Genomic DNA, 20,624 nt, shown 5'->3' on the forward strand with positions numbered 1-20,624 from the left:
GCGTGCGGGGTGAGCGGGGGCGGGGTGGTCAGCGGTCGAGGCGCCAGCGCGGCCGCCGGCCGCCGTCGGGGAGGTCGATGACGACCTTCGGCGGCAGCGGCAGCTCGTGGAAGGGCGACTCGTTGGAGTCCATCTGGTAGCCGGCCGTGTTGGGGTAGACCAGCAGGTCGCCCGGGTGCGGCCGGGTCGGGAAGGCGATCTTGCGCCAGGTCAGCAGGTCGGAGTCCAGGCAGCTGGCACCGCCGACGCAGGCCGGGTACGGCTGCCCCGGGTCGCCGCCGCGCCCGGTCAGCAGGACCGGGTCGGGCAGGTACTCGCTGTTGAACCACTGCTCGGACAGGCTCAGGCTGGAGCCGTCGACGGTGACGATCCCGTACCCGTCCCGGTCCTTGACGCCCTGGATCCGGAAGACCGAGGAGCCGGCGCGGTCCAGCAGGGCGCGGCCCGGCTCCAGCAGCAGCATCACCCCCGCCCGTCGGAGCTGCTCGGCGAGGCTTCGCCCGCCGGTTCCCTCGGTGGCGAGGACGGCGCGCAGCGCGTCCGATCCGGCCACCGGCGAGTGGTAGGGGTAGAAGTCCTCCGGCGCGAAGGACTTGCCCGCGTGGTAGTGCCCGGGCCCCTGTTCGGCGAGGAAGGTGCGCCAGGCGTCGGCGGGGACGTAGTCGACGGCGAAGCCGCCGCCGATGCTGATCCGGTCGGCCTGGAGCCCCAGCACCCGGGCCTTGAGGCAGAGTTCGACCAGTTCGGCGGCGAGTTCGGCGCGCGGCCGTACCGCGTAGCCGGACAGGTGGAAGCTGAAGCCCTCCATCCGGACGGCGTCCCCGGCGGCGGCGCAGCGGCGCAGGGCCTCGTCCAGCTGCGCCTCGTCGAGGCCGAACCGGCTGCGCGGCTGGGCCGGCGGGTGGACGCGCAGCAGCAGTCGCGGGGGCCGGGGGCCGCCGAGGGTGAGCAGGCGGTCGAGTTCGTCCGGAGCGTCGACGGCGATCAGCGCGCCCTGCAGGGCGGCGACGCGCAGCAGTTCGTCGCTCTTGGCCGGGCCGGTGACGACCAGGTCCTCGCCGCGCACCCCGTGGCCGAGGGCGTCGCGCAGCTCGCCGATGGAGGCGACGTCGACGCCGGCCCCGGCGGCCGCGCAGCGGTCCATGAGGACGGAGGCCTTGTTGGCCTTCTTGGCGTAGTAGACCCGGCCCTCGACGCCGGCCTCGGCCAGGGCGGCGCGGAAGGCGGCGAGGTTGGCGTCGAAGCGCTCCGGCAGCAGGTAGTGGAACGGGCCGCCGAGGCCGTGGGCGAGTTCGGGCAGCAGGCCGGAGGCGTGGATCCGGTCGGCGAGCGGGTCGGGATGGGCGGGCAGGGTCAGCGCCACAGGGCCACCTCGGTGCCGAGGCCCTGGGCGGTGGCCAGCTGGGCGAAGCGGTGGCCGAGCGCGATGTCGGTGACGACGAGTCCGCTGTTGTAGGCGAAGATCCGCTGCCCGGGTGCGGTGCGCGCCTTGGAGACGCCGGAGAGGACGACGGGCAGCTCGACGTCCACGGCGGGGAACCCGCCGTCGGCGTCGGCCATGTCGGTGCCGGTGACCCGCATCTGGGCCTCGCTGGTGGCGATCACCCGGTCGGCGCGGTGCAGGGTGGAGGGGGCCAGGCCGTGGCCGACCAGGATCGACACCGCGCCGGCCTTCAGCTCCTCCGCCTCGACGGCCGCCGTGGTGTGGCCGCCGGCGGTGGCGACGATGACGTCGGCGTCGCGGGCGGCCTTCCCCAGGTCCTCGACGAGTTCGACCTCGCGGTCCGGGAAGTGCCGGGCGAGTTCGGCGCGGACGGCGGCGATGCCCTCGGGGTGGGTGCCGGACAGCAGCAGCCGGTCCAGCCCGGGCAGGGTGGTGAGCAGGAACGGCAGCGCCAGCCGGCCCTGGGTCCCGGTGCCGATCACCAGGGCGGTGCGGGCGCCCGGGGCGGCGCACTCGCGGGCCAGCAGGGCGGAGACGGCCGGGGTGCGCAGCGAGCCGATCCGGGAGCAGTCCATCATCGCGACCGGCAGGCCGGTGACGTCGTCGTAGATGGTCAGCGTCGTGTAGTAGTGCTGGTTCTCGCGGCTCTCGTGCAGGCCGTGCTTGTACGAGGTCTTGATCGCGACGACGTTGCGGGAGCCGTCGCGGCCGAGCATGGCGTAGGAGACGGAGTGGCCGTCGGCGGGCTTGACGGTGAGTTTGCGCGGGTTGTCGGACTGGCCGGCGGCCAGGGTGCGGTACGCCTGTTCGACGGTGTCGACGACGTCGGCGAGGGTGATGTCCAGGCCGGCGAGGTCGCTGGTGGAGAGTACGCGCAGGGTGGTGTCGTCCCGGTCCACGGGTGTGCCCTTTCGAGGTGGTGGTACGGCCTTCGGGTTCGGACGAAGGATCAGGCGGCCCAGGCGGTGAGCGCGGCCTGGCCGTAGCCGTGCTCGTCGTGCTCGGCGAGCGGCCGGGTGGCCCGGCCCTCGACCCGGACGGAGGAGCGCTTGAGCCAGCGGTCGGTGCCGTCGTAGCGGGCCCGGAACGGCACCCGGCCGTGGACGACGAGGTCGTTGTCGACGACCAGGACGTCGCCCGGCTCCAGGGCGACGGCGACGGAGACCCGGGCGAGCTCCTTTCCCAGGTGCGCGTACGCCTCGCGCCACTCCCGGTCGGTCTCCTCCAGCGGCGTGTACGCGGGGTCGTAGCGCATGGTCAGGCCCTCGGGCGAGTCGAACAGGGTGGGCACCGGCGCGGGCCGGCCGGCGTACTGCTGGGCCTGCTCGTAGGCGTCGTCGGGCAGGATCGGCGCGGCGGGGCGCCGCAGCTGGGCGAGGTCGCTCTCGGCGAGTTCGGTCAGCCGGACGCTGGCCGCCGTGGTGGCGATCCGGTCGTGGTTGCGCATGCAGCAGAGCAGCAGCAGGTGGGCCCGGCCGGGGTGGAAGGCGTCCTCGGTGTGCGGGGTGAGCAGGACGGAGCTGGAGGCGCCGGTCTGCTCGCTCTCGTGGCCGGGCGAGGGGACGATGTTGTGCACGAACCGGCCGTCCTGCTGGCCGTCCCACGCGATCGGGGTGCCCATCAGGGTGGAGACGAGCAGCAGCACCACGTCGTAGAGCGCGCCGGCCTCGCCGACGGTGGACCAGTGACCCGGGGTGGCGCCGAGCACGGCGTCGTCGACGTCCAGGCCGCGGAGCACGAAGAGGCCGTCGGCGGTGTCGACCGGGCGCAGCTGCCGGCGCAGCGGTTCGCCGAGCTGAGCGCACATCACGGGGAGGTCGGCCAGCAGGGAGGGGCTGGTCGCGGAGCCGTGGAAGGCCAGCAGTTTGGCCGCGGTGGCCTTGAGTTCCGCGGCGGCACCGGCGTCGAGGTGGCGTACCGGGGCAGGGCTGGTGGGCATGGTGGCACCTTCCGTGGCAGGCAGGAGGAGCGCGGGCGTGCGGCATCGCCGCATCGGCTGCAGGGAGAGCTGGAGGGAGAGTCGGGGGGAACGCCGAGGGCGTCGGTCCGGCGCGGCTCGGGCAGCCGGACACCAGGAAAGTAACAACGACTCGTAGGTAAGGCAAGCCTTACCTACTTCATTGTCCGCGCTTGCCCAGGCCTGGCCGGGTTCGTGCGTACACCCGGCGCACCCGTCCAATCCCCCTGGTCAGAGGCATGATTGGCGACCAGTCCGCTCGCACCGCCCGCCGAGTGCGCCCCGCCACACGGCTTGCGAACACCCTCGAAATTAGGGTAGGTAACCCTAAGCAATTTGAGCTCAACCCGAATCGAGGAACGAACGTGGGCGTCACCAGACGACAGCTGCTGTGGGCCGGTGCCGGTACGGGGGCGGCCGGAGTGCTCGCCGCCTGCAGCAGCGGAACGAGCGGGTCCACGAACGCCGCGCCCTCCGGCGGCACGAGCGAACAGCCCCGGGCCGGCGGCACGTTGAAGGTCGGCGCGCTCGGCAAGGCGTCCGCCATCACCCGCGACCCGCACGGCACCCAGGCCAACGAGAGCGACTACCTGATCATCAGCCTGCTCTACGACACCCTGGCCGTCCCCGGCGACACCGCCAACACCGTCGCGCGGCTGGCCGCCTCCTGGAAGCCCTCCGCGGACCTGAAGACCTGGCGGTTCACCCTCGCCGACGGCGCCAAGTTCCACGACGACACCCCGGTCACCGCCGAGGACGTGGTCTGGTCGCTCCGGCGCCTGCGCGCCACCCCGTCCGGCAAGAGCCGCCTGCCCGGCATCCAGCCCGAGGGCATCACGGCCGAGGACGCCAAGACCGTCGTCCTGGTCTCCGACTACCCCAACGCCGACCTGCCGCTGCTCACCCGGCTCACCACCTTCGTCCTCAAGAAGGACACCAAGGAGGACGGGCTGGCCGGCGCGCCCGGCACCGGCCCGTTCAAGCTCGACTGGTACCGCGACGGCAACGCCCGCCTGGTGCGCAACGACGACTGGTACGGCGGCAAGGTCCTGCTGGACGCCGTCGAGGTGCGGATCTTCGAGAGCCCGCAGGCCATGGCCAACGCCCTGCTGGCCGGTCAGATCGACCTCGCCTCCAACGTCGGCGCCGTCGCCGCCCGCACCGCCGAGTCCCGCAAGGACGTCCAGATCCTGCGCCGCCCCAACGACATGGCGATGCCGATCGTCATGCGCGCCGCCGACGGACCGTTCGCCGACGTCCGGGTGCGCGAGGCGCTGCGCCTGGCCGTCGACCGCGAGGCCATGGTCAAGCAGGTGCTGTCGGGCTACGGCAGCGTCGGCAACGACGTCCTCGGCACCGGCGACCCCGCCTTCGCCAAGGACCTCCCCCAGCGGGGGCGCGACCTCGCCAAGGCCAAGCAGCTGCTCGCCGACGCCGGCTTCGACACCGCCCAGAGCTACGACCTCCTCACCACCGAGGACATCCCCGGCCTGGCCGAGTCCGCGACGCTGTTCGCCACCCAGGTCCGCGAGGCCGGGGTGAAGGTCAACGTGGTCAAGCAGGACTCGAAGGTCTTCTGGGACGCCACCTGGCTCAAGGCTCCGCTCTACACCACCTACTGGGGCACCAACGACTCCGTGGTCTTCTTCGCCTCCAAGACCATGCTCTCCGACGCCGGCCAGAACGAGGCCGGCTTCAAGGAGCCCGAGTTCGACGACGCCTACCGCCAGGCCATGGGCACCACCGACGCCACCGAACGCGGCAAGCTGCTGCACAAGCTCCAGGAGATCGAGTACGCCAAGTCCGGCTACCTGCTCTGGGGCATGGCCGACGGCATCGACCTGGCCGGCGCCGCCGTCCGCAACCTGCCCAAGCTCCCCGGCTACGGGCGCGTCCAGCTCGAGAAGACCTGGCTGGCGCGTTGACCCCGGCCCACCCGGCCGACCGGCGTGAGCCCGGAACCGGCCCGGCCCGCATCCTCCCGGGTGCGGGCCGGGCCGCCCGGCTGGTCGCCCGGCGTCTCGCGCTGCTCACCGCCCTGCTGGCCGCCGTCTTCGCCGCCGTCACGGTGCTGCCCGGGGACGCCGCCAACGCCACCTCCGAACGCGGCGAGACCGCCGCCGACATGGCCGTCCGGCGCGCCGCGCTCGGCCTCGACCGCCCGCTGCCCGAACGCTTCTGGGACTGGATGACCGGCCTGCCCACCGGCGACCTCGGCACCACCGCGCACGGACAGCCCGTCACCTCCGTGCTGTCCGGCCCGTTCCCCAACACCCTGCTGCTGGGTGGCATCGCCCTGGCCGCCAGCATCCTCGGCGCGCTCACCGTCGGCTGCTGGGCGGCCCTGCGCCCCGGCGGCCGCCTCGACCGCGCCACCGCCGTCCTCGCCACCGCCGCCTTCGCGCTGCCCGAGTTCGTCCTCTCCGTCGTCCTGCTGCTCGGCCTCTCGCTGTGGACGGGCTGGCTGCCCGCCGTCACCCTCACCGGACCGGACGGCGCGCCCGCCTCCTGGGAGATGCTCGTCCTGCCCGCACTCGCCCTCGCCATCCCGCAGATCGGCTGGAACACCCGGATCGTCCGCGGCGCGCTCGCCGACCAGGCCGCCCTGCCGCACGTCCGGGCCGCCGTCCTGGACGGCCTGCCGCGCCGGCGCGTCCTCACCCACCACATGCTGCCCGGCGCCCTGCCCGCCATCGCGGTCGCCGTCGCCACCTCCGCCGGGATGCTGCTCGGCGGCGCCGTCGTCGTGGAGACCCTCTTCAACTACCCCGGGATCGGCGCCGTGCTCTCCGGCGCGATCACCGACCGGGACACCCCGTTGGTGGCCGGCGTGGTCGCCGTCACCGGCGCCGCCATCAGCACCCTGCTCCTGCTGGCCGACCTCATCCGCGACCGCGTGCTGGGCCCCGCCGTCCGAGGAGGACAGCCATGACCACCGCCGCCACCGCACCGCGGAGGGGCCCGGCCACCGGGCGGCGCCGGGCCGCGCTGCGCGCCGCGCCCGCCCTCGTCCTGGTGCTGCTCGCCCTCAGCGGTCCGCTGCTCGCCCCGCACACCATCGACCGGCCCGTCACCGCGCCCTACGCCACCGCCGACGCGGCCGCGGCCCTCGGCGGCGACCAGCTCGGCCGCGACGTCCTCAGCCGGCTGCTGCACGGCGGAGCGCCACTGATCGCCACCGCCCTCGCGGTCGCCGTCCTGGTCACCGGCGCCGCCACCGTGCTCGGCATCCTCGCCGCGCTCCGGCCGCGGCTCGGCCGGCTGGTCGAGCGCACCGCCGACCTCGCCATCCTGCTGCCCGCCGTCCTCGGCATCATGCTCGTCGCGCTGGCCTGGCCCGGCGGCGGACGGCTGCCGGTCGCCGCCGCGGCCACCGTCCTCGGCGTCCCGTACGCGGTGCGGGTGGTCGCCGCGGCCGCCGCGCCGATCGCCGCCACCGGCTACGTCGAGGCCGCGGCGGCCGGCGGCGAACGGCTCTGGCAGCTGGCCGCCCGCGAGGTGCTGCCCAATCTGCGCGCCACCGTCCTCGCCCTGTTCGGACTGCGGTTCGTCGAAGGCGTCTACGTTGTCTCCGTCGCCGCCTTCCTCCAGCTCGGCCCCCAGCCGCCCGAGGCCGACTGGGCCCTGATGATCCGCGAGAACGCCCCCGGCATCATGCTCAACCCGTGGGCCGTCGCCGCGCCGTGCCTGGCCATCGGCCTGCTCGCGGTCAGCGTCAACCTCGCCGCCGACGCCCTCGCCCCCTCCCGCACCACCCCGGAGACCGCGCTGTGAGCACCCGCTCCCCCCAGGGCCCGATAGCGGGTACCCCCGCCGCCCGCGTCAGCGGCCTGTCGATCGCCCTGCACGGCACACCCCTGCTCGCCGACGCCGCCCTCACCCTCGAACCCGGCCGGGTGCACGCCGTCACCGGCCCGTCCGGGGCGGGCAAGACCACCCTGCTGCACGCCCTGCTCGGCTCCCTCCCGCCGGGCGCCCGGGTCACCGCCGGCACGGTCGAGGTGCTCGGCCACGACGTCCTCGCCCTGCCGCCCGAACGCCTGCGGCGGCTGCGCCGGCACGACCTCGCCTTCGTCGGCCAGGACCCCGGCTCCGGCCTCAACCCGCGGATGCGGGTCGCCCGGCTGATCACCGAGACCGCCGCCGACCGCGCCCGCGCGTCCGTCCCCGAGCTGCTCCGCCAGGTCCGCCTCCCGGCCGACGAACAGCTCGAACGGCGCCGCCCCGCCGCCCTGTCCGGCGGGCAGCAGCGCCGGGTCGCGCTGGCCCGCGCCCTCGCCCGGCGCCCCGCCGTGCTGCTCCTCGACGAACCCACCGCCGGCCTCGACCCGGCCCTGCGCGACGGCATCGCCGACCTGCTGCGCGAGCTCGCCGCCCGCGACGGCATCGCGATCGCCCTCTCCAGCCACGACCCCGCCTTCGTCGCCCGCTGCGCCGACCGGGTGCTCGAACTGCGCCCCGCCACCCCGCCTGCGCCCGTCCCGCCCGCACCCCAGCCTCGCAAAGTCCAGGCCGCCCGCACCGGCGACCCCGGCGACCCCGGCCCCGTGCTGACCGTCCGGGCGCTCGGCGCCCACACCGGCAGCGGACGCGCCCGCCGCGCCGTGCTCACCGGCCTCGACCTCGACCTCCGCCCCGGCACCCTGACCGGCGTCACCGGCCCCTCCGGCTGCGGCAAGACCACCCTGATCCGCACCCTGGCCGGCCTCCACCCGGCCGACACCGGCACCATCACCCTGCACGGCGAACCGCTGCACACCTCCCACCTGCGACGCCGACGCGACCAGCGCCGCCGCCTCCAGCTCGTCCCGCAGAACCCGCTCGGCGCCCTCAACCCCGCCCACACCGTCGGCGCCACCCTCGCCCGGCCGTTGAAGCTCCACTTCGCCCTGGACGCCCGGGCCCGCGCGGAACGCGTCGCCGAACTGCTCACCCTGGTCGGCCTGCCGCCCGCCTTCGCGGCCCGCCACCCGCACGAGCTCTCCGGCGGACAGCGCCAACGCGTCTCGGTGGCCCGGGCACTGGCCGCCGAACCCGACGTCCTGCTGTGCGACGAGGTCACCTCCGCGCTCGACCCCGCGACCGCGGCCGGCCTGCTGGCGCTGCTCGGCGAGCTGCGCACCGACCGGGGCCTCGCCGTCGTCCTGGTCACCCACGACCTCCCGCTGGTGGCCGAGCACGCCGACCACGTCCTCGCGCTCGACCGACCGCTCCCCCACCCCCTGGTGTCGGCCGCGGGTCCGTGACCTGGCATCCTTCCCGGGTGCATCCGAGACAGCCCCTCCTCCGCGGGATCCGCGCGACCGTGTTCGCCGCGGTCTGCGTGCTCGCGTCCCTGGGGCTGCACGAGTACGCCGGGGGCGCGCCGGTCGGACCGCTCGCCCTGGCGGGCGCCACCGGCCTGACCGCCCTCGCCGCCTACCCGGCGGCCGGACGGCGGCGGCGCACCCGCTCCCTGCTGGGGGCCTGCCTCGCCGCCCAGATCGGCCTGCACCACTTCTTCTCGGCGGCGGCCCGCGGCCCGGCGGTGTGCGCCGGGCCGCACCACGCCCACCACACCGCGGCGGACCACGGCGGATCGGAACTCGGCGGGGCCGGAGCGGACTCCGCGCTGTCGCACCTCACCGGCGCGATGGAACCGGAGATGCTACTGGTCCACACCCTCATGGCGCTGCTCTGCGCCTGGTGGCTGGGCCAGGGCGAGGCCGCGCTCGCCGGGATCCTGCTCGGCGCCACCGTCGCCGTCGGCCGCTGGCTGCGCCGACTGGGCGCCACCACCGGCCACACGTCCGCCCACACCGTCCGCGTCGCGCGGCCGGTCCACCGGGACGGCCCCGCGCCGGCGCTGCTCGCCACGCTCGCGACGACCGTCAGCCGGCGCGGACCACCCGGGTATCTCTCCACTCTGACCGGGCCCGCCCCCGCGGGCCCGGGACACCGCCGCGTCCGCTGAGCCGGACGCCGGCCGACCGACCCCTTTTCACGGTGCCGCGCGCCGTCCGCCTACCTCGGCATGCGCGCGTCCCGTCAGCACGACGAGAGACACCCATGACGTTCCCCACGACAGCCGACACCCCCGCGGCTGCCGAACCCACCCCCACCACCCCCACCGCCTGGGCCGGGCTGCGACCGGTCCTGCTGCGCGTGCACTTCTACGCCGGGGTGCTGATCGCCCCGTTCCTGCTGGTGGCGGCCGTCACCGGCCTGCTCTACGCGGCCTCCCACCAGATCGAGAAGGTCGTCTACGCCGACCAGCTCACCGTGGCCCAGGTGGGCACCACCGCGCTGCCGCTGTCCCGGCAGATCGACGCCGCCCGTGCGGCGCACCCCGAGGGCAGCCTCGCCCTGGTCCGCACCTCCGACGACCCCGAGGCCACCACCCAGGTCCTGCTCAACGTCCCCGGCCTCGCCGAGGGCGTGCGCCGCGCCGTCTTCGTCGACCCCTACACCGCCGAGGTCCGCGGCGCCCTGGAGAGCTTCGGCGGTGACGGCGCGCTGCCGATCCGCACCTGGCTCGACAAGCTGCACGCCAACCTGCTGCTCGGCGAGCCCGGCCGGATCTACAGCGAACTCGCCGCCAGCTGGCTGTGGGTGGTCGCGCTCGGCGGCCTCGCCCTGTGGATCGGCCGCCGCCGCACCAGCCGCCGGGCCCTGCTGCTGCCCGAGCGCGCGGCCCGCGGGCGGCGCCGCTCGCTGTCCTGGCACGGCGTCGTCGGCCTCTGGGCCACCGCCGGACTGCTCGGCCTCTCGGTGACCGGCCTCACCTGGTCCACCTACGCCGGCGCCAACATCGAGCAGCTGCGCACCTCACTCGACTGGTCCACCCCGGTCATCTCCACCAAGCTCGGCACGGCCCCCGCCGCGACCGGCGAGCACAGCGGGCACGAGGGCCACGGCGCCCCCGCCCCCGCGCCGGCTCCGGCACCGGGACCGGCCGCGCCCACCGCGGAGGTCGGCGTCGACCAGGTCCTCGCCGCGGCGGCGGCCAAGGGGCTCGACGGCCCGCTGGAGCTGGTGCCCCCGAAGGGCCCCGGCAAGGCGTACGTGGTCAAGCAGACCGACAAGCAGTGGCCGGTGCGGCTCGACCAGGTCGCGGTCGACCCGGCGGACGGCCGGGTGGTCTCCGAGCTGCGCTACGCCGACTACCCGCTGGGCGCCAAGCTCACCCGGATCGGCATCGACACCCACACCGGCCTGTTCCTCGGCCTCGCCAACCAGCTCGCGCTGATGGCGCTGGCCGGCGGCCTGATCGTGCTGACCGTGCTCGGCTACCGGATGTGGTGGCAGCGCCGCCCCACCCGCGCCACCGGCCTGACCTTCGGCCGCCCCTACCCGCGCGGCGCCTGGCGGCAGTCCCCCAAGGCCACCGCCGCCCTCGCCCTCACCGCGGTGGCGGTGGGCTGGTTCCTGCCCCTGCTGGGCATCCCGCTTGCCGCGTTCCTGCTCGTCGACCTGCTGCTCGGCCTGCGCACCCGCGGCCGCGCGACCACCGACGCGTGACGCCCTGAGGGTTCCCCGGGCCCGGCCGACCCATCGTGGTCCGGCCGGGCCCGGGGAGTCCCGGCGACGACCGACCGGGTCAGCGGGTGCGGCGGACGAAGGCCAGCAGGTCGCGGGCCGGACCGCCCGGGCGCCGTCCCTGCGGCCACACCGCCCGCAGCGAGCGCCCCAGGTCCACCCCTTCGACCTCGACCGCGGCGAGCCGGCCCAACCGCACGTCGTCCTCCACCGCCAGACTGCTCAGCACGGCCGGACCGGCGCCCGCGACCGCCGCCGCCTTGATCGCCGTACTGGACGGCAGCTCCAGCACCGGGGCGGCCGGCCCGCCGTGCCGGGCCAGCGCCCGGGCCAGCACCTGCCGGGCACCGGAACCCCGCTCCGGCAGCACCAGCGGCACGCCGGCCAGCTCCCGGCCGCTCACCCGGCCGCGCCTGGCCCACGGATGCCGCGGCGCGGCCGCCACCACCAGCCGGTCCCGGCCGACCACCAGCGCGTCCACCCCCGCCGGCACCCCCGCGCCCTCGACGAACCCGAGCTCCGCCTCGCCCTGCAACACCCGCTCCGCGACGGCCTGCGAGTACTCGGCACTCAGCACCACCGCCGTCCCCGGGCGCTGCCGCCGCAGGCAGCCCAGCCAGCGCGGCAGCACGTACTCGGCGACGGTCGGACTGGCCGCCACCCGGAGCCGGCCCTCCCGCCCGCCGCGCAGCGCGGCGATCGCGGTGGACAGCGACTCGGCGGACTCCAGGAGCTGCGCGCCCCAGTCGCCGACCGTCGCCCCGCCCGCCGTCAGCCTCGACCCGTTCGGCGACCGCTCGACCAGGGCCACCCCGACCTGCTTCTCCATCGCGCGGATCCGCATCGAGGCCGCCGGCTGGGTGACGCCCAGCTCCTCGGCGGCCCGGCTGAGGCTGCCCAGCCTGCCCACCGCCAGCAGCAGCTCGATGGAGAACAGATCGGGGATCCGACGCGCGACACTCAATTTTCCTGACCTCGGCAGTAGGCGGGGGTCGCGACCGACCTACCGGGAGCGGACCACAGTGACTTCTCGTGACCCATCAAACCCTCCGCCGGGTCGATTCCGGCCGGTACTTCAGCAGGTCCGATGGCCTCATAGCCCCAACCTATGACCCGTGAAGCGCGAAGGCCCCGCCCCCGGGCCGGGTGGGCGCCGGGGGCGGGGCCGTGCTCATCGCGTCAGCGGCCCTGGAGCGCCTTGACGTTGTCGCCGAAGGTCCAGCCCTTCGAGCCGTCCCAGTTGGCCGACCAGGTCATCAGCCCCTTCAGCGCACCGCCGAAGGCGCTCCACGACTGGCTGACCAGGCCCGGCGCCATATAGCCGCCGCCCGCACCGGGCTGGGCCGGCAGACCGGGCACCTGCTTGTCGTAGGGCACCTTGATGGTGGTGCCCTGGATGGTCAGGCCGTTGTTGAGGCACTCGGTCTGCTTGGTGAAGCCCTGGACGGTGCCGGCCTGGTAGGAGTCGCCGGAGCAGCCGTACATGCTGCCGTTGTAGTACTGCATGTTCAGCCACCACAGCTGGCCGTTGTCCACGTACTTCTTGATGATCGGCAGGTAGGCGCCCCAGATCGAGCCGTAGGTGACGCTGCCGCCGGTGACGTACGCGGTCTCGGGGGCCATCGTCAGACCGAAGCCGGCGGGCATCTGGGCGAGCACGCCGTCGATGATCCGGATCAGGTTGGACTGCGAGGGGGACAGCGTGCCGATGCTGCCGCTGCCGGAGAGGCCGGTCTCGATGTCGATGTCGATGCCGTCGAAGTTGTACTTCTTCAGGATCGGGACGACGGTCGCCACGAAGCGGTCGGCGACGGCGCTGGAGCTCAGGTCGATGCCGGCGGCGGCGCCGCCGATCGACATCAGGAGGGTCGCCCCGGCGGCCTTGGCCTGGCACATCTCGGCGGGGGTGGAGACCTTGACGCCGGCGTCCATGCCGTCCTGCCACTGGACGGTGCCGTCCGAGAGGATCACCGGGAAGGCGGCGTTGATGACGTTGTAGCCGTGCGCGAGGAACCGGCTGTCGGTGATGGGCGCCCAGCCCATGCCGGGGTGGACCCCGTTGGCGGCGCCGTCCCAGTTCTCCCAGTAGCCCTGGAGCACCTTGCCGGAGGGCTTGGGCTTGGTCGGGCAGGTGCTGCCCGGCGGGGTGGTGGTGGGCGGCGTCGTGGTCGGCGGCGCGGTCGTGGTCGGCGGCGCCGTGGTGGTGGGCGGGGCCGTCGTGGTGGGCGGCGTCGTGGTCGGCGGGGCGGTGGTGGTCGGCGGCGCGGTGGTCGCCGTCGGGCTGCTGCCGCCGGGGCCGCTGAGCACCACGTCGTCCGCGTAGAAGGCGGGCTGGCCGTACCAGCCGTGCAGGTAGACGGTCACCGAGGTGGTGTTCGGCCCGGTCGAGAAGCCGACGCTGAGCTGGCCGTACGCGGCGTTGCTCGGCGTCCAGGTGGACTGGGCGCCGCTCAGGCCGGTGCCGGTGGCGCCCAGGTAGACGTAGCTGCCCTGGATGAAGGCGCTCAGCGTGTACTGGGAGTTGGGCTGGACGCTGACGGTCTGGGTGCACTCGCCGGTGTCCTGACCGCTCGGCGTGGCCTTGAGCGCGGAGGTGCCGGAGTGGACCGGGCTGGCGACGACCGCCCCGGCACCGCCGGCACAGGTCCAGTTGGCGAGCCCGTTCTCGAAACCGGGGTTGGCGATCAGGTTGGGGACGGCGGCCCCGGCGGTGACGGTACCGGCCACGGCGATGCCGGAGCCGACGATGGCCGCGGCGCTCACCACGGCGAGGGAGCGCCGCAGCACGGTCGGCCCGCGCTCGGCGCCGCCGACCGCCCGGCTCACCTGCGAGGCGCGTTCCACAAGGGCCCGCTCAGGGCCCGGCTGACGTGGCGTACGCGATCTCCGACGGAACATGCTGTGCTCCCTTTCCGGCCGGGGCGCCATGGACATGATCAGCGCGTGGGGGCGTGACGCCCGGCTCAGGATGAGGTGGGGGACATGTGGGGATGTGCCGCACCGGATCGTAGGAGGGGCGGCAGTGCCCGTCAATAGGTCTGGACCAATAAGGTCTGGACCAGCCAGGAGGCCACCGGCTTCGGACAGTTCGGCCGGCGGCCTCACGGCGGGACCGTGCTCAGGTGCGGCGGCGACTCCTGCGACTGGCGGCGAACAGGAGGCCACCGGCGACGAGGGCCCCGCCACCGATGGCGAGCTCCAGGCCGATCGGAGTGTCGGTGCCGGTGCTGGCCAACTGGCCGCCGTCGTCTGCGCTCTCGGACGCCAGGGCGGTGGTGGCGGTCGCACTGGGGGCGGCCGAGGTGCTCGGCCCGGTCGGCCCGCTCGGCCCGGTCGGGGACGGATCCACCGGGGCGGTCGGGTGCGCGGTGGGCCGGACCGAAGCGGTCCGCGAGGGCGAGGCGGTGACGGACGGCGAAGCGATCGCCGACGCGGTGGGCGAGGCCGACGGCGAGGCGGTCGCCGCCGGCGTCCAACTCGCCTTGGCCTGCGCGGAGGCGCTGACCACCGTGCTGCCCGCGATGATCAGGGACTGGCTGCCCGGGCTGGTGAACGCCCGGCCCACCGGGACCTTCAGCGAGGTGGTCGCCGAGACGGTCGCGCTGCCCGGCCGGGCCCCGGCCGGCGCTTTGACGTACAGCGAGTCGCCGCCCTTGGCGGGGTGGACGAGCTTGCCCTCACCGTCGGAGAGGACGGTGCCGACCCGGTCGGTCAGCACGACGCCGGCCGCGACGGCCGCGGCGTCCAGGGACGCGCTGACCTGGCCGCTGGCGGAGGTGATCTCGATCGGGCCGAGCACCGCGCCACTGTCGCCGGCCGCCTCGGTATGGCCGAGCGTGAGTGACGGAGTCGGCTCCTTGACGTCCTCGGCGTGCGCGACCAGGTACTCGGCGAGCCTGGCCGCGACCGGGTTCTCCGGGACCGCCGTGACATGGTCCGAGAAGTGCCAGATGGCGGCCTGGGTGGCGACGGCCGCATCGTCGGCGGCGAGCTCGCCGCCGATCAGCTTGCCGAGATCACCGCTGGAGATCTTCGGGTACGCGTTCTGGAGAACCCAGTTGACCTTCCCGGCATCCCTGTTGCTCTTCAGCGTGGGCGCGTCGGACCAGTTGACCTCCTGGTAAGACGCATCCGCCTTCGTCTCGGTCGGGAGATCGATGCAGTAGGTGAACAGGGTGCCACCGTCACTGGTCGCCAGCATGATCAAGCCGCCGTTGATTGCCCCGTCTTCGCCCTGAACGGTGACGCGGCCGCCGTCAAGCAACCCGTCCAGCAGAATGCCTTTCACCCCGTCCCCACCCAAGCCGCCGTCGGCCGCGGCCGGGCCCGCCGCCGCGACCCCGCCGCCCAACACCGCACCGGCCGTCAGCAGGGCGCAGGCCAGACGGCGCCCGACCCGCCATCGCATCCGGTGCGGCGGGACCCACCAGGGGGTGACGGGGACGGCTCTGCGCTTCGTGTTCATGGGTGGCGCCTTTCCTGGTCGCGCGGGGCTTCGAATGCCAGCGCCAGAACCTAGCCACGGTGACGCCCCGCCACCCCCGGCTCATGCGGGCTCCTGATGGGCCCATAAGCCACCCCGGTCCCGCCTGGCCGACCGGCCCGCTCCCCGGCGAGAGTGATCACCGCACGAGGCCGCCCCTCCCCTGAACCGGGGCCCTCGTGCCGAGGGCGGCAACCAAGGATCCCGGTTGCCGCCCTCCCCTGCTTCCGCGCCGCACGCCCGCCGCTCAGCGGACGAGCACCGTCCAGAAGGTGTAGCCGGCGAAACCCGCCAGCGAGAGGCCGGCGAGGAGTTCGGCGACGAGGTTCGGGACCCGGCCCGCCAGGTACGGGCGGAGCATCTCGGCCAGCAGGGCGACGGCACTGAGGAACGCGAAGCCGATGCAGGACTGGATCAGCCCCAGCGATCCGCCGATCCACAGGTCGAGGCGCCTCCCGTCGAAGAGGCTCGGCATGATGGAGAGGTAGAACACGCCGATCTTCGGGTTGAGCAGATTGGTGAGCAGGCCCGTGACGTACGGGTTGCGCTTCAACCCCTCGGCGGCGCCGCCCTGCGGGTCGTCGAACATCGCCGTGGCGGGCCCGCGCATCGACCGGAAGCAGCCCACCGCCAGGTAGAGCAGGTACAGCCCGCCGCACAGCGCCAGCGCCTTGTACACGGTGGTGTTGTGGGCCATCACCAGCGCCAGGCCCATCCCGGACAGCAGTCCCCAGAGCACCGGCCCGGTCACCACGCCGAGCGCGGTCTTCACCCCGGTCCGGACGCCGTGCATCCGGCTCATCCGGAAGACCAGGACGGTGTCCGCTCCGGGCGACAGCACCACGACCACGGCCAGGCCCGCGAAGACCAGGTACGGACTTCCGCCCACGCCTCTCTCACTCCTTCCGAAGGCCCTCGGGCCCGTCCCGGCCGTGGGAGTCGCCGACGTCCGCGCCCTCGACCGGGGTCAGTGGCCGTCCGTCAGTGCGGCGGCGGCCACGCAGTACTCCCGCACCCGGGCGGAAACCTCCGGGAGGTCGGCCACCATGGCGTGGTGGCCTCCGTCGATCAGCTCGAACCCGGCGCCCGACCGCTGCGCCGCCGTGCGCGAGACCGCGAACGGCTGGACCTCGTCGGCGGATCCGGCCAGGTAGAGCCCGGGGCCGACCGACCGCACGAACCCCTCGAAGGTGCGCCCGCGCTTCATCCCCAGGCACTGCGCGGCGTAGCCGAGCACCCGCTCGGGGGTCGAGTACGGGAAGGCGAGCGAAGGATCGCCGCCCCGGGTCGCGCTCGCGGCCGCCGCGCCGAGCAGCGCGGACACCCCGGGCAGCACCTCCGGCCGGTCGCACAGCACCTGGAAGATCGGCTCGATCGAGCGCTCCCACTCCGAACAGGGCCCCTCGGGGCCGAGGTTGAAGGCGGGGTTGAGGCAGCAGTGCCCAAGCACCCGGAAGGCTTCGTGTTGGGAGAGACGGTACAGGATCTCGGTTCCGGAGCACCACGAGACCCCGACGAACTCCCGTACCCCGAAAGATTTCAGACGCTCCGTCACCTCGGCGGTCTGCTCCTCGACGGTCAGCTCGACCGGCTTGCCCGCGGGCTCGTCCCGCTCGGTCAGCGAGGTCGACCAGCACACCACCGAGAAGGATCCGGCGAGTTCCGCGAGCAGCCGGTCGAAGACGGCGTGCGGGACGCCGACCGTGTTGCAGAGGACCACCCAGGGCCGCCCGGCCGAGGCCTCGACCCGGAAGGACATGGCCGTGTTCTTCGTCATCGCTCCCCCTCGGCGACGGTCCCCGCCCGGCCCGTGTGCCGGAACAGGCTGCTCACCCGGACCGGACCGGCGGGCTCGGAGCGCTCCGGGTCCGGGTAGTCCAGGACGTGCGCGTAGCCGGCCGAGCGGATCATCATCACGGAGGCGAGGTTGCGGGCCGCGCAGTCGACGTAGACGTCGGGCTCCGGGCCCTCGACCTCCCGCAGCCGGGCGAACAGCCGGCCGGACCAGCCCCGGCCCCGCCACTCCTCGGTGACCGCGACCTCGTCGATGTACAGCCCCTGGAGGACGAGGTAGCCGTCCGGCAGCGGGCGCACCGGCCCGAACGGGGAGTAGAGGAGGGCGGCGCCCAGCACGCCGTCCTCGGTCCCCGCGATGCAGCGCACCACGCCCCGGTCGATCTCCTCCAGGTAGTGCGGGATCCGCTCGACCGGGAACCAGTTGTCCGGGGCCCGGCCGGCCTCCCGGAGGAGGCCGGCCAGTTGCCGCCGGTCGACGTCGCCGCCGGCCGGCCAGTGACCGTCGGACACGGTCACGCGCCCTTCGCCGTCTGGATCTTCCGGGCGAGGTCGCGCACCGTCGACAGCTTGGTGATCCGGAGCGTGAAGATGTCCGGGTAGACCGAGTCCGACACCTTCACCAGGACGTCGATCATCTTCAGCGACTCGCCGCCGACCAGGGAGAAGTCGTCGACGGCACCGATCGGCGAGACCTGGAGGACGGACTCCCAGATCTCGGCCAGCCCCTGCTCCAGCTCCCCGTCCGGCGCCTCGAACTCCGCGGCGGTGACGGTGGGGAGGCCGCGCGGGAACTCCAGCCGCGAGGTGTCCTTCTTCCCGCTGGGCAGGACCCCGAAGTCGTCCACGAAGACGTAGGCGGGCGGAACCATGACCGGCGGCAGCAGCCCGCGCAGGTGGTTGATGTACTCGCTCTTCGCCGCCGCCTGGCCGTTCGCCTTGATGAACGCCACCAGGACCGGGGAGTCCCCGGAGTGGGTCACCTGGACGGTGCAGTCGGCCACGGTCTCGTGGCGCAGCAGGTGCGCCTCGATCTCCTCGGTCTCGATCCGCACACCGTTGATCTTCACCTGGGAATCCATTCTTCCTCCGATGTAGAAGTCGCCGTCCGGGCCGAGGAACGCCAGGTCGCCGGTGGCGTAGGAGCGTTCGCCGGAGCCGGCGGTGGCGAAGCGGGCCGCGGTGGCGTGGTCGTCCCCCGCGTAGCCGAGGCCCACGTGCGCGCCGGTGACGACGAGCTCGCCCTTGGCGCCGGTCCGGGTGATGTCGGTGCCGTCCGGGCCGCGGACGGTCAGGCGGTTGCCGGGGATGGCCCGTCCGATCGGGACCGGGTCGGCGATCCGGTCGCGGGTGACCTCGTGGTAGGCGACGTCGATGGCCGCTTCGGCGGGGCCGTAGAAGTTGAACAGGCGGGTGCCGCCGGACGAGAGGATCTGTTCGGCCAGTGCGGCGCGCAGCGGTTCGCCGGCCGAGACCACGTACCGCAGCGCGGTCGTGCCGCCCGTGCGGGCTAGCACGTCGAAGATCCGCTTGAGCAGGGACGGGACGGCGACGAGCGCGTGGATCGAGCGGTCGGCGAGTTCCGCCGCGAGGTGGCCGGCGTCGGTCGCCCGTTCCTCGTCGGCCAGCACCAGGGTGACGCCCTGGGTCAGCGCCCAGAAGAACTCCAGGAGCCAGGCGTCGAAGGAGCGGGCCGACTTGAGCAGGACCCGGCTGCCGGGCGGCAGCGGGCAGGTCTCCCGGACGAAGAGCATGTGGCTCAGCAGGCCGGTGTGGGTGTTGACGGCGGCCTTGGGGATCCCGGTGGTGCCGGAGGTGAAGATGACGTAGGCGGGGGCGTCGGGGTCCTCGGGCCCCGCGCCCCAGCCGTCGACCGGAACGGTCTCGCCGGTCTCCTCCAGGCCGGCCTCCTCCGCGCCGAGCCGGAGCACCGCCATGGACGGGGGCGCCCAGGGCAGGGCGTCGCCCGTCCGGTCGGTGACCAGCAGCCGGGGCTCGGCCCGCGACATCATCGTCGCGAGCCGGGCCGCCGGCAGCGTCCGGTCGACCGTCAGCAGGGTCGCCCCGCCCGCGAGCACGGCCAGGACGGTGGCGCAGAAGTCCAGGCCGTTGGGCAGGTCGACGGCCACCACCGGGCGGTCGCCCGCCGCGGCGGGCCGGATCGCGGTGAGGATCCGGCCCACCCGGCGGTGCAGCTCGGCGTAGGTCGCGCCGGTGCCGTCGGGCAGTTCGACCGCGACCGCCGCCGGGCGAGCCAGGCACCACCGTTCGACCAGCGTGACGACCGAGCCGACCGGCTCGGTCACCGGCTCGGTCACCGGGACTCGCCGGAGGACGCCGGGCGGTCCAGCGAGGCGTCACCGTACTTCGCGAACTGCGGCCCGTAGTCGGTGAACAGCTCCGAGAAGGCCACGGTGATCAGTCGCTGGTCGCCGACGAACGGGGTCCGGGCGTGCGAGGTGAGCAGGTTGTCCAGCATCAGGTAGTCGCCCGCCTGCCAGTCGAACTGCAGCTCCGCCTCCGCGTAGGCGGCGAAGACCTCGTGGATCATCTCGTCCGGGATCGGCTCGCCGTCGCCGAAGAACGCGCTGCGCGGCAGCTGCCAGTCGTTGAACTGGCGCATCAGCGGCTTGAGCCGGTCGTCGAGCGAGGCCTTGTGGAACAGGTGCCCCTGGTTGAACCAGACCGGCTCCCCGGTCTTCGGGTGCTCCAGGATCGCGTGGCGCACCTGCCGGGTCTCCAGGATCAGCGAGCCCTCCTCGTGGAACCGGTAAGCGACGTGACCGGCCTTCATGAAGGCCTCGGCCTCCTCGCGCGAGTCGGTGGCGAACGCCTCCTGCCAGGGCACGCCCATGCCGTCGTAGTAGTTGCGGACGTACAGGATGCCCTTGGTCTCGAACTTCCGGCGCGTCTCCGGCCGCAGGTTGGCCAGCACCCGGCGGGTGTCGCAGATCGGCGTCCGGCCGCCCGAGGTGGCGGTCCGGATGCACGCGAACCAGATGTTGAGCGGGAACTCGTGGCCGAAGGAGTTGGCGTTGTGGAACGGGATCACCTCCTCCGCGGGGTAGGTCGTGGAGGAGTAGACCTTGTCGTCGAGCTTGTCACGGGGCGAGGACTGCTCCGTGTAGTCGAGCAGCAGGTGGGGGAAGCTGGCACAGAAGTCCCGGAACGACTCGATCGACGCGGAGCCGTGGAAACCGCGGAACAGCACGCCGCCGGCGGTCTGGACGAGCTCCTGCACCGGCTCGATGTGGCCGCTGATCCAGCTGACGATGTCGGTGTCCGGGTCGTTCGGGGTGATGACCGCCGGCAGTTGCGAATCCTTGAAGAACTGGGTGACCTCGACGCCTGAGAAGGTGTTCGTCATGGCTTTTCCCTCCTTGGATCGGAATGGGTGCTGCGGCACGGCCGTGGGTCTTCATGCCCAT

Annotated in this window: 17 protein-coding genes; 6 read left to right on the plus strand and 11 right to left on the minus strand. The window is 73.9% G+C overall.

Annotation, left to right across the window (positions count from 1 at the left end):
- Positions 1 to 28 precede the first annotated feature (28 nt).
- Genes AB0N76_RS24060 through AB0N76_RS24070 form a run of 3 tightly spaced genes read right to left on the minus strand, consistent with a single transcriptional unit; the run spans position 29 to position 3,383 of the window.
- Entirely contained in the window at positions 29 to 1,363 is a 1,335-nt protein-coding gene (locus tag AB0N76_RS24060) for a Y4yA family PLP-dependent enzyme (protein ID WP_363560126.1), read from the minus strand.
- Positions 1,354 to 2,343: an ornithine cyclodeaminase family protein gene (locus tag AB0N76_RS24065; RefSeq protein ID WP_363560128.1), complete on the minus strand. Its 990-nt coding sequence runs from the start codon at positions 2,341 to 2,343 to the stop codon at positions 1,354 to 1,356. The genes AB0N76_RS24060 and AB0N76_RS24065 overlap by 10 nt, the downstream gene beginning before the upstream one ends.
- A 50-nt stretch (positions 2,344 to 2,393) precedes the next feature.
- Positions 2,394 to 3,383 carry a TauD/TfdA family dioxygenase gene (locus tag AB0N76_RS24070; RefSeq protein ID WP_363560130.1) on the minus strand — a complete coding sequence of 330 codons (990 nt, stop codon included), beginning with the start codon at positions 3,381 to 3,383 and terminating at the stop codon, positions 2,394 to 2,396.
- A 383-nt stretch (positions 3,384 to 3,766) separates the two neighbouring features.
- Here AB0N76_RS24070 and AB0N76_RS24075 point away from each other — a divergent pair, with 383 nt between their 5' ends.
- The 6 genes from AB0N76_RS24075 to AB0N76_RS24100 all read left to right on the plus strand — a co-directional run bounded on the left by AB0N76_RS24075 (position 3,767) and on the right by AB0N76_RS24100 (position 10,901).
- Positions 3,767 to 5,326, plus strand: a complete 1,560-nt coding sequence (locus AB0N76_RS24075; RefSeq protein WP_363560132.1) for an ABC transporter substrate-binding protein — start codon at positions 3,767 to 3,769, stop codon at positions 5,324 to 5,326.
- A 50-nt stretch (positions 5,327 to 5,376) separates the two neighbouring features.
- On the plus strand, positions 5,377 to 6,333 hold the full coding sequence (locus AB0N76_RS24080; protein WP_363560192.1) for an ABC transporter permease: 957 nt from the start codon (positions 5,377 to 5,379) through the stop codon (positions 6,331 to 6,333).
- The gene (locus tag AB0N76_RS24085) at positions 6,330 to 7,175 is read left to right on the plus strand and encodes an ABC transporter permease subunit (RefSeq protein WP_363560134.1); all 846 of its coding nucleotides are present in this window, start codon (positions 6,330 to 6,332) and stop codon (positions 7,173 to 7,175) included. The genes AB0N76_RS24080 and AB0N76_RS24085 overlap by 4 nt, the downstream gene beginning before the upstream one ends.
- Positions 7,172 to 8,647, plus strand: coding sequence for an ATP-binding cassette domain-containing protein (locus tag AB0N76_RS24090; protein ID WP_363560136.1), 1,476 nt, complete (start codon positions 7,172 to 7,174; stop codon positions 8,645 to 8,647). Before AB0N76_RS24085 ends, AB0N76_RS24090 begins: the two co-directional genes overlap by 4 nt.
- A gap of 17 nt (positions 8,648 to 8,664) precedes the next feature.
- Entirely contained in the window at positions 8,665 to 9,354 is a 690-nt protein-coding gene (locus AB0N76_RS24095; RefSeq protein WP_363560138.1) for a hypothetical protein, read from the plus strand.
- Positions 9,355 to 9,449: 95 nt separating this feature from the next.
- Positions 9,450 to 10,901, plus strand: coding sequence for a PepSY domain-containing protein (locus AB0N76_RS24100; RefSeq protein WP_363560140.1), 1,452 nt, complete (start codon positions 9,450 to 9,452; stop codon positions 10,899 to 10,901).
- 79 nt (positions 10,902 to 10,980) lie between these two features.
- On the opposite strand, the gene AB0N76_RS24105 is transcribed toward AB0N76_RS24100, so the two are convergent.
- The 8 genes from AB0N76_RS24105 to AB0N76_RS24140 form a co-directional block, all read right to left on the minus strand.
- The gene (locus AB0N76_RS24105) at positions 10,981 to 11,883 is read right to left on the minus strand and encodes a LysR family transcriptional regulator (protein ID WP_363560142.1); all 903 of its coding nucleotides are present in this window, start codon (positions 11,881 to 11,883) and stop codon (positions 10,981 to 10,983) included.
- A gap of 215 nt (positions 11,884 to 12,098) precedes the next feature.
- Positions 12,099 to 13,763, minus strand: a complete 1,665-nt coding sequence (locus AB0N76_RS24110) for a glycosyl hydrolase family 18 protein (protein ID WP_363560144.1) — start codon at positions 13,761 to 13,763, stop codon at positions 12,099 to 12,101.
- Positions 13,764 to 14,037: 274 nt separating this feature from the next.
- Positions 14,038 to 15,120, minus strand: coding sequence for a Cys-Gln thioester bond-forming surface protein (locus AB0N76_RS24115; RefSeq protein ID WP_363560146.1), 1,083 nt, complete (start codon positions 15,118 to 15,120; stop codon positions 14,038 to 14,040).
- Positions 15,121 to 15,649: 529 nt separating this feature from the next.
- Entirely contained in the window at positions 15,650 to 16,291 is a 642-nt protein-coding gene (locus AB0N76_RS24120) for a LysE family translocator (RefSeq protein ID WP_363560148.1), read from the minus strand.
- A gap of 78 nt (positions 16,292 to 16,369) precedes the next feature.
- Complete coding sequence (locus AB0N76_RS24125; RefSeq protein WP_363560150.1) at positions 16,370 to 17,179, minus strand: hypothetical protein; 810 nt, start codon at positions 17,177 to 17,179, stop codon at positions 16,370 to 16,372.
- Positions 17,176 to 17,709 carry a hypothetical protein gene (locus AB0N76_RS24130; RefSeq protein WP_363560152.1) on the minus strand — a complete coding sequence of 178 codons (534 nt, stop codon included), beginning with the start codon at positions 17,707 to 17,709 and terminating at the stop codon, positions 17,176 to 17,178. The genes AB0N76_RS24125 and AB0N76_RS24130 overlap by 4 nt, the downstream gene beginning before the upstream one ends.
- Positions 17,710 to 17,711: 2 nt before the next feature.
- Positions 17,712 to 19,514, minus strand: coding sequence for an amino acid adenylation domain-containing protein (locus tag AB0N76_RS24135; RefSeq protein ID WP_363560154.1), 1,803 nt, complete (start codon positions 19,512 to 19,514; stop codon positions 17,712 to 17,714).
- On the minus strand, positions 19,511 to 20,563 hold the full coding sequence (locus AB0N76_RS24140) for a TauD/TfdA family dioxygenase (RefSeq protein ID WP_363560156.1): 1,053 nt from the start codon (positions 20,561 to 20,563) through the stop codon (positions 19,511 to 19,513). Before AB0N76_RS24140 ends, AB0N76_RS24135 begins: the two co-directional genes overlap by 4 nt.
- Between the last annotated feature and the right edge of the window lie 61 nt (positions 20,564 to 20,624).

This window comes from Kitasatospora sp. NPDC093806 (genome assembly GCF_040683335.1).
Lineage (GTDB): Bacteria > Actinomycetota > Actinomycetes > Streptomycetales > Streptomycetaceae > Kitasatospora.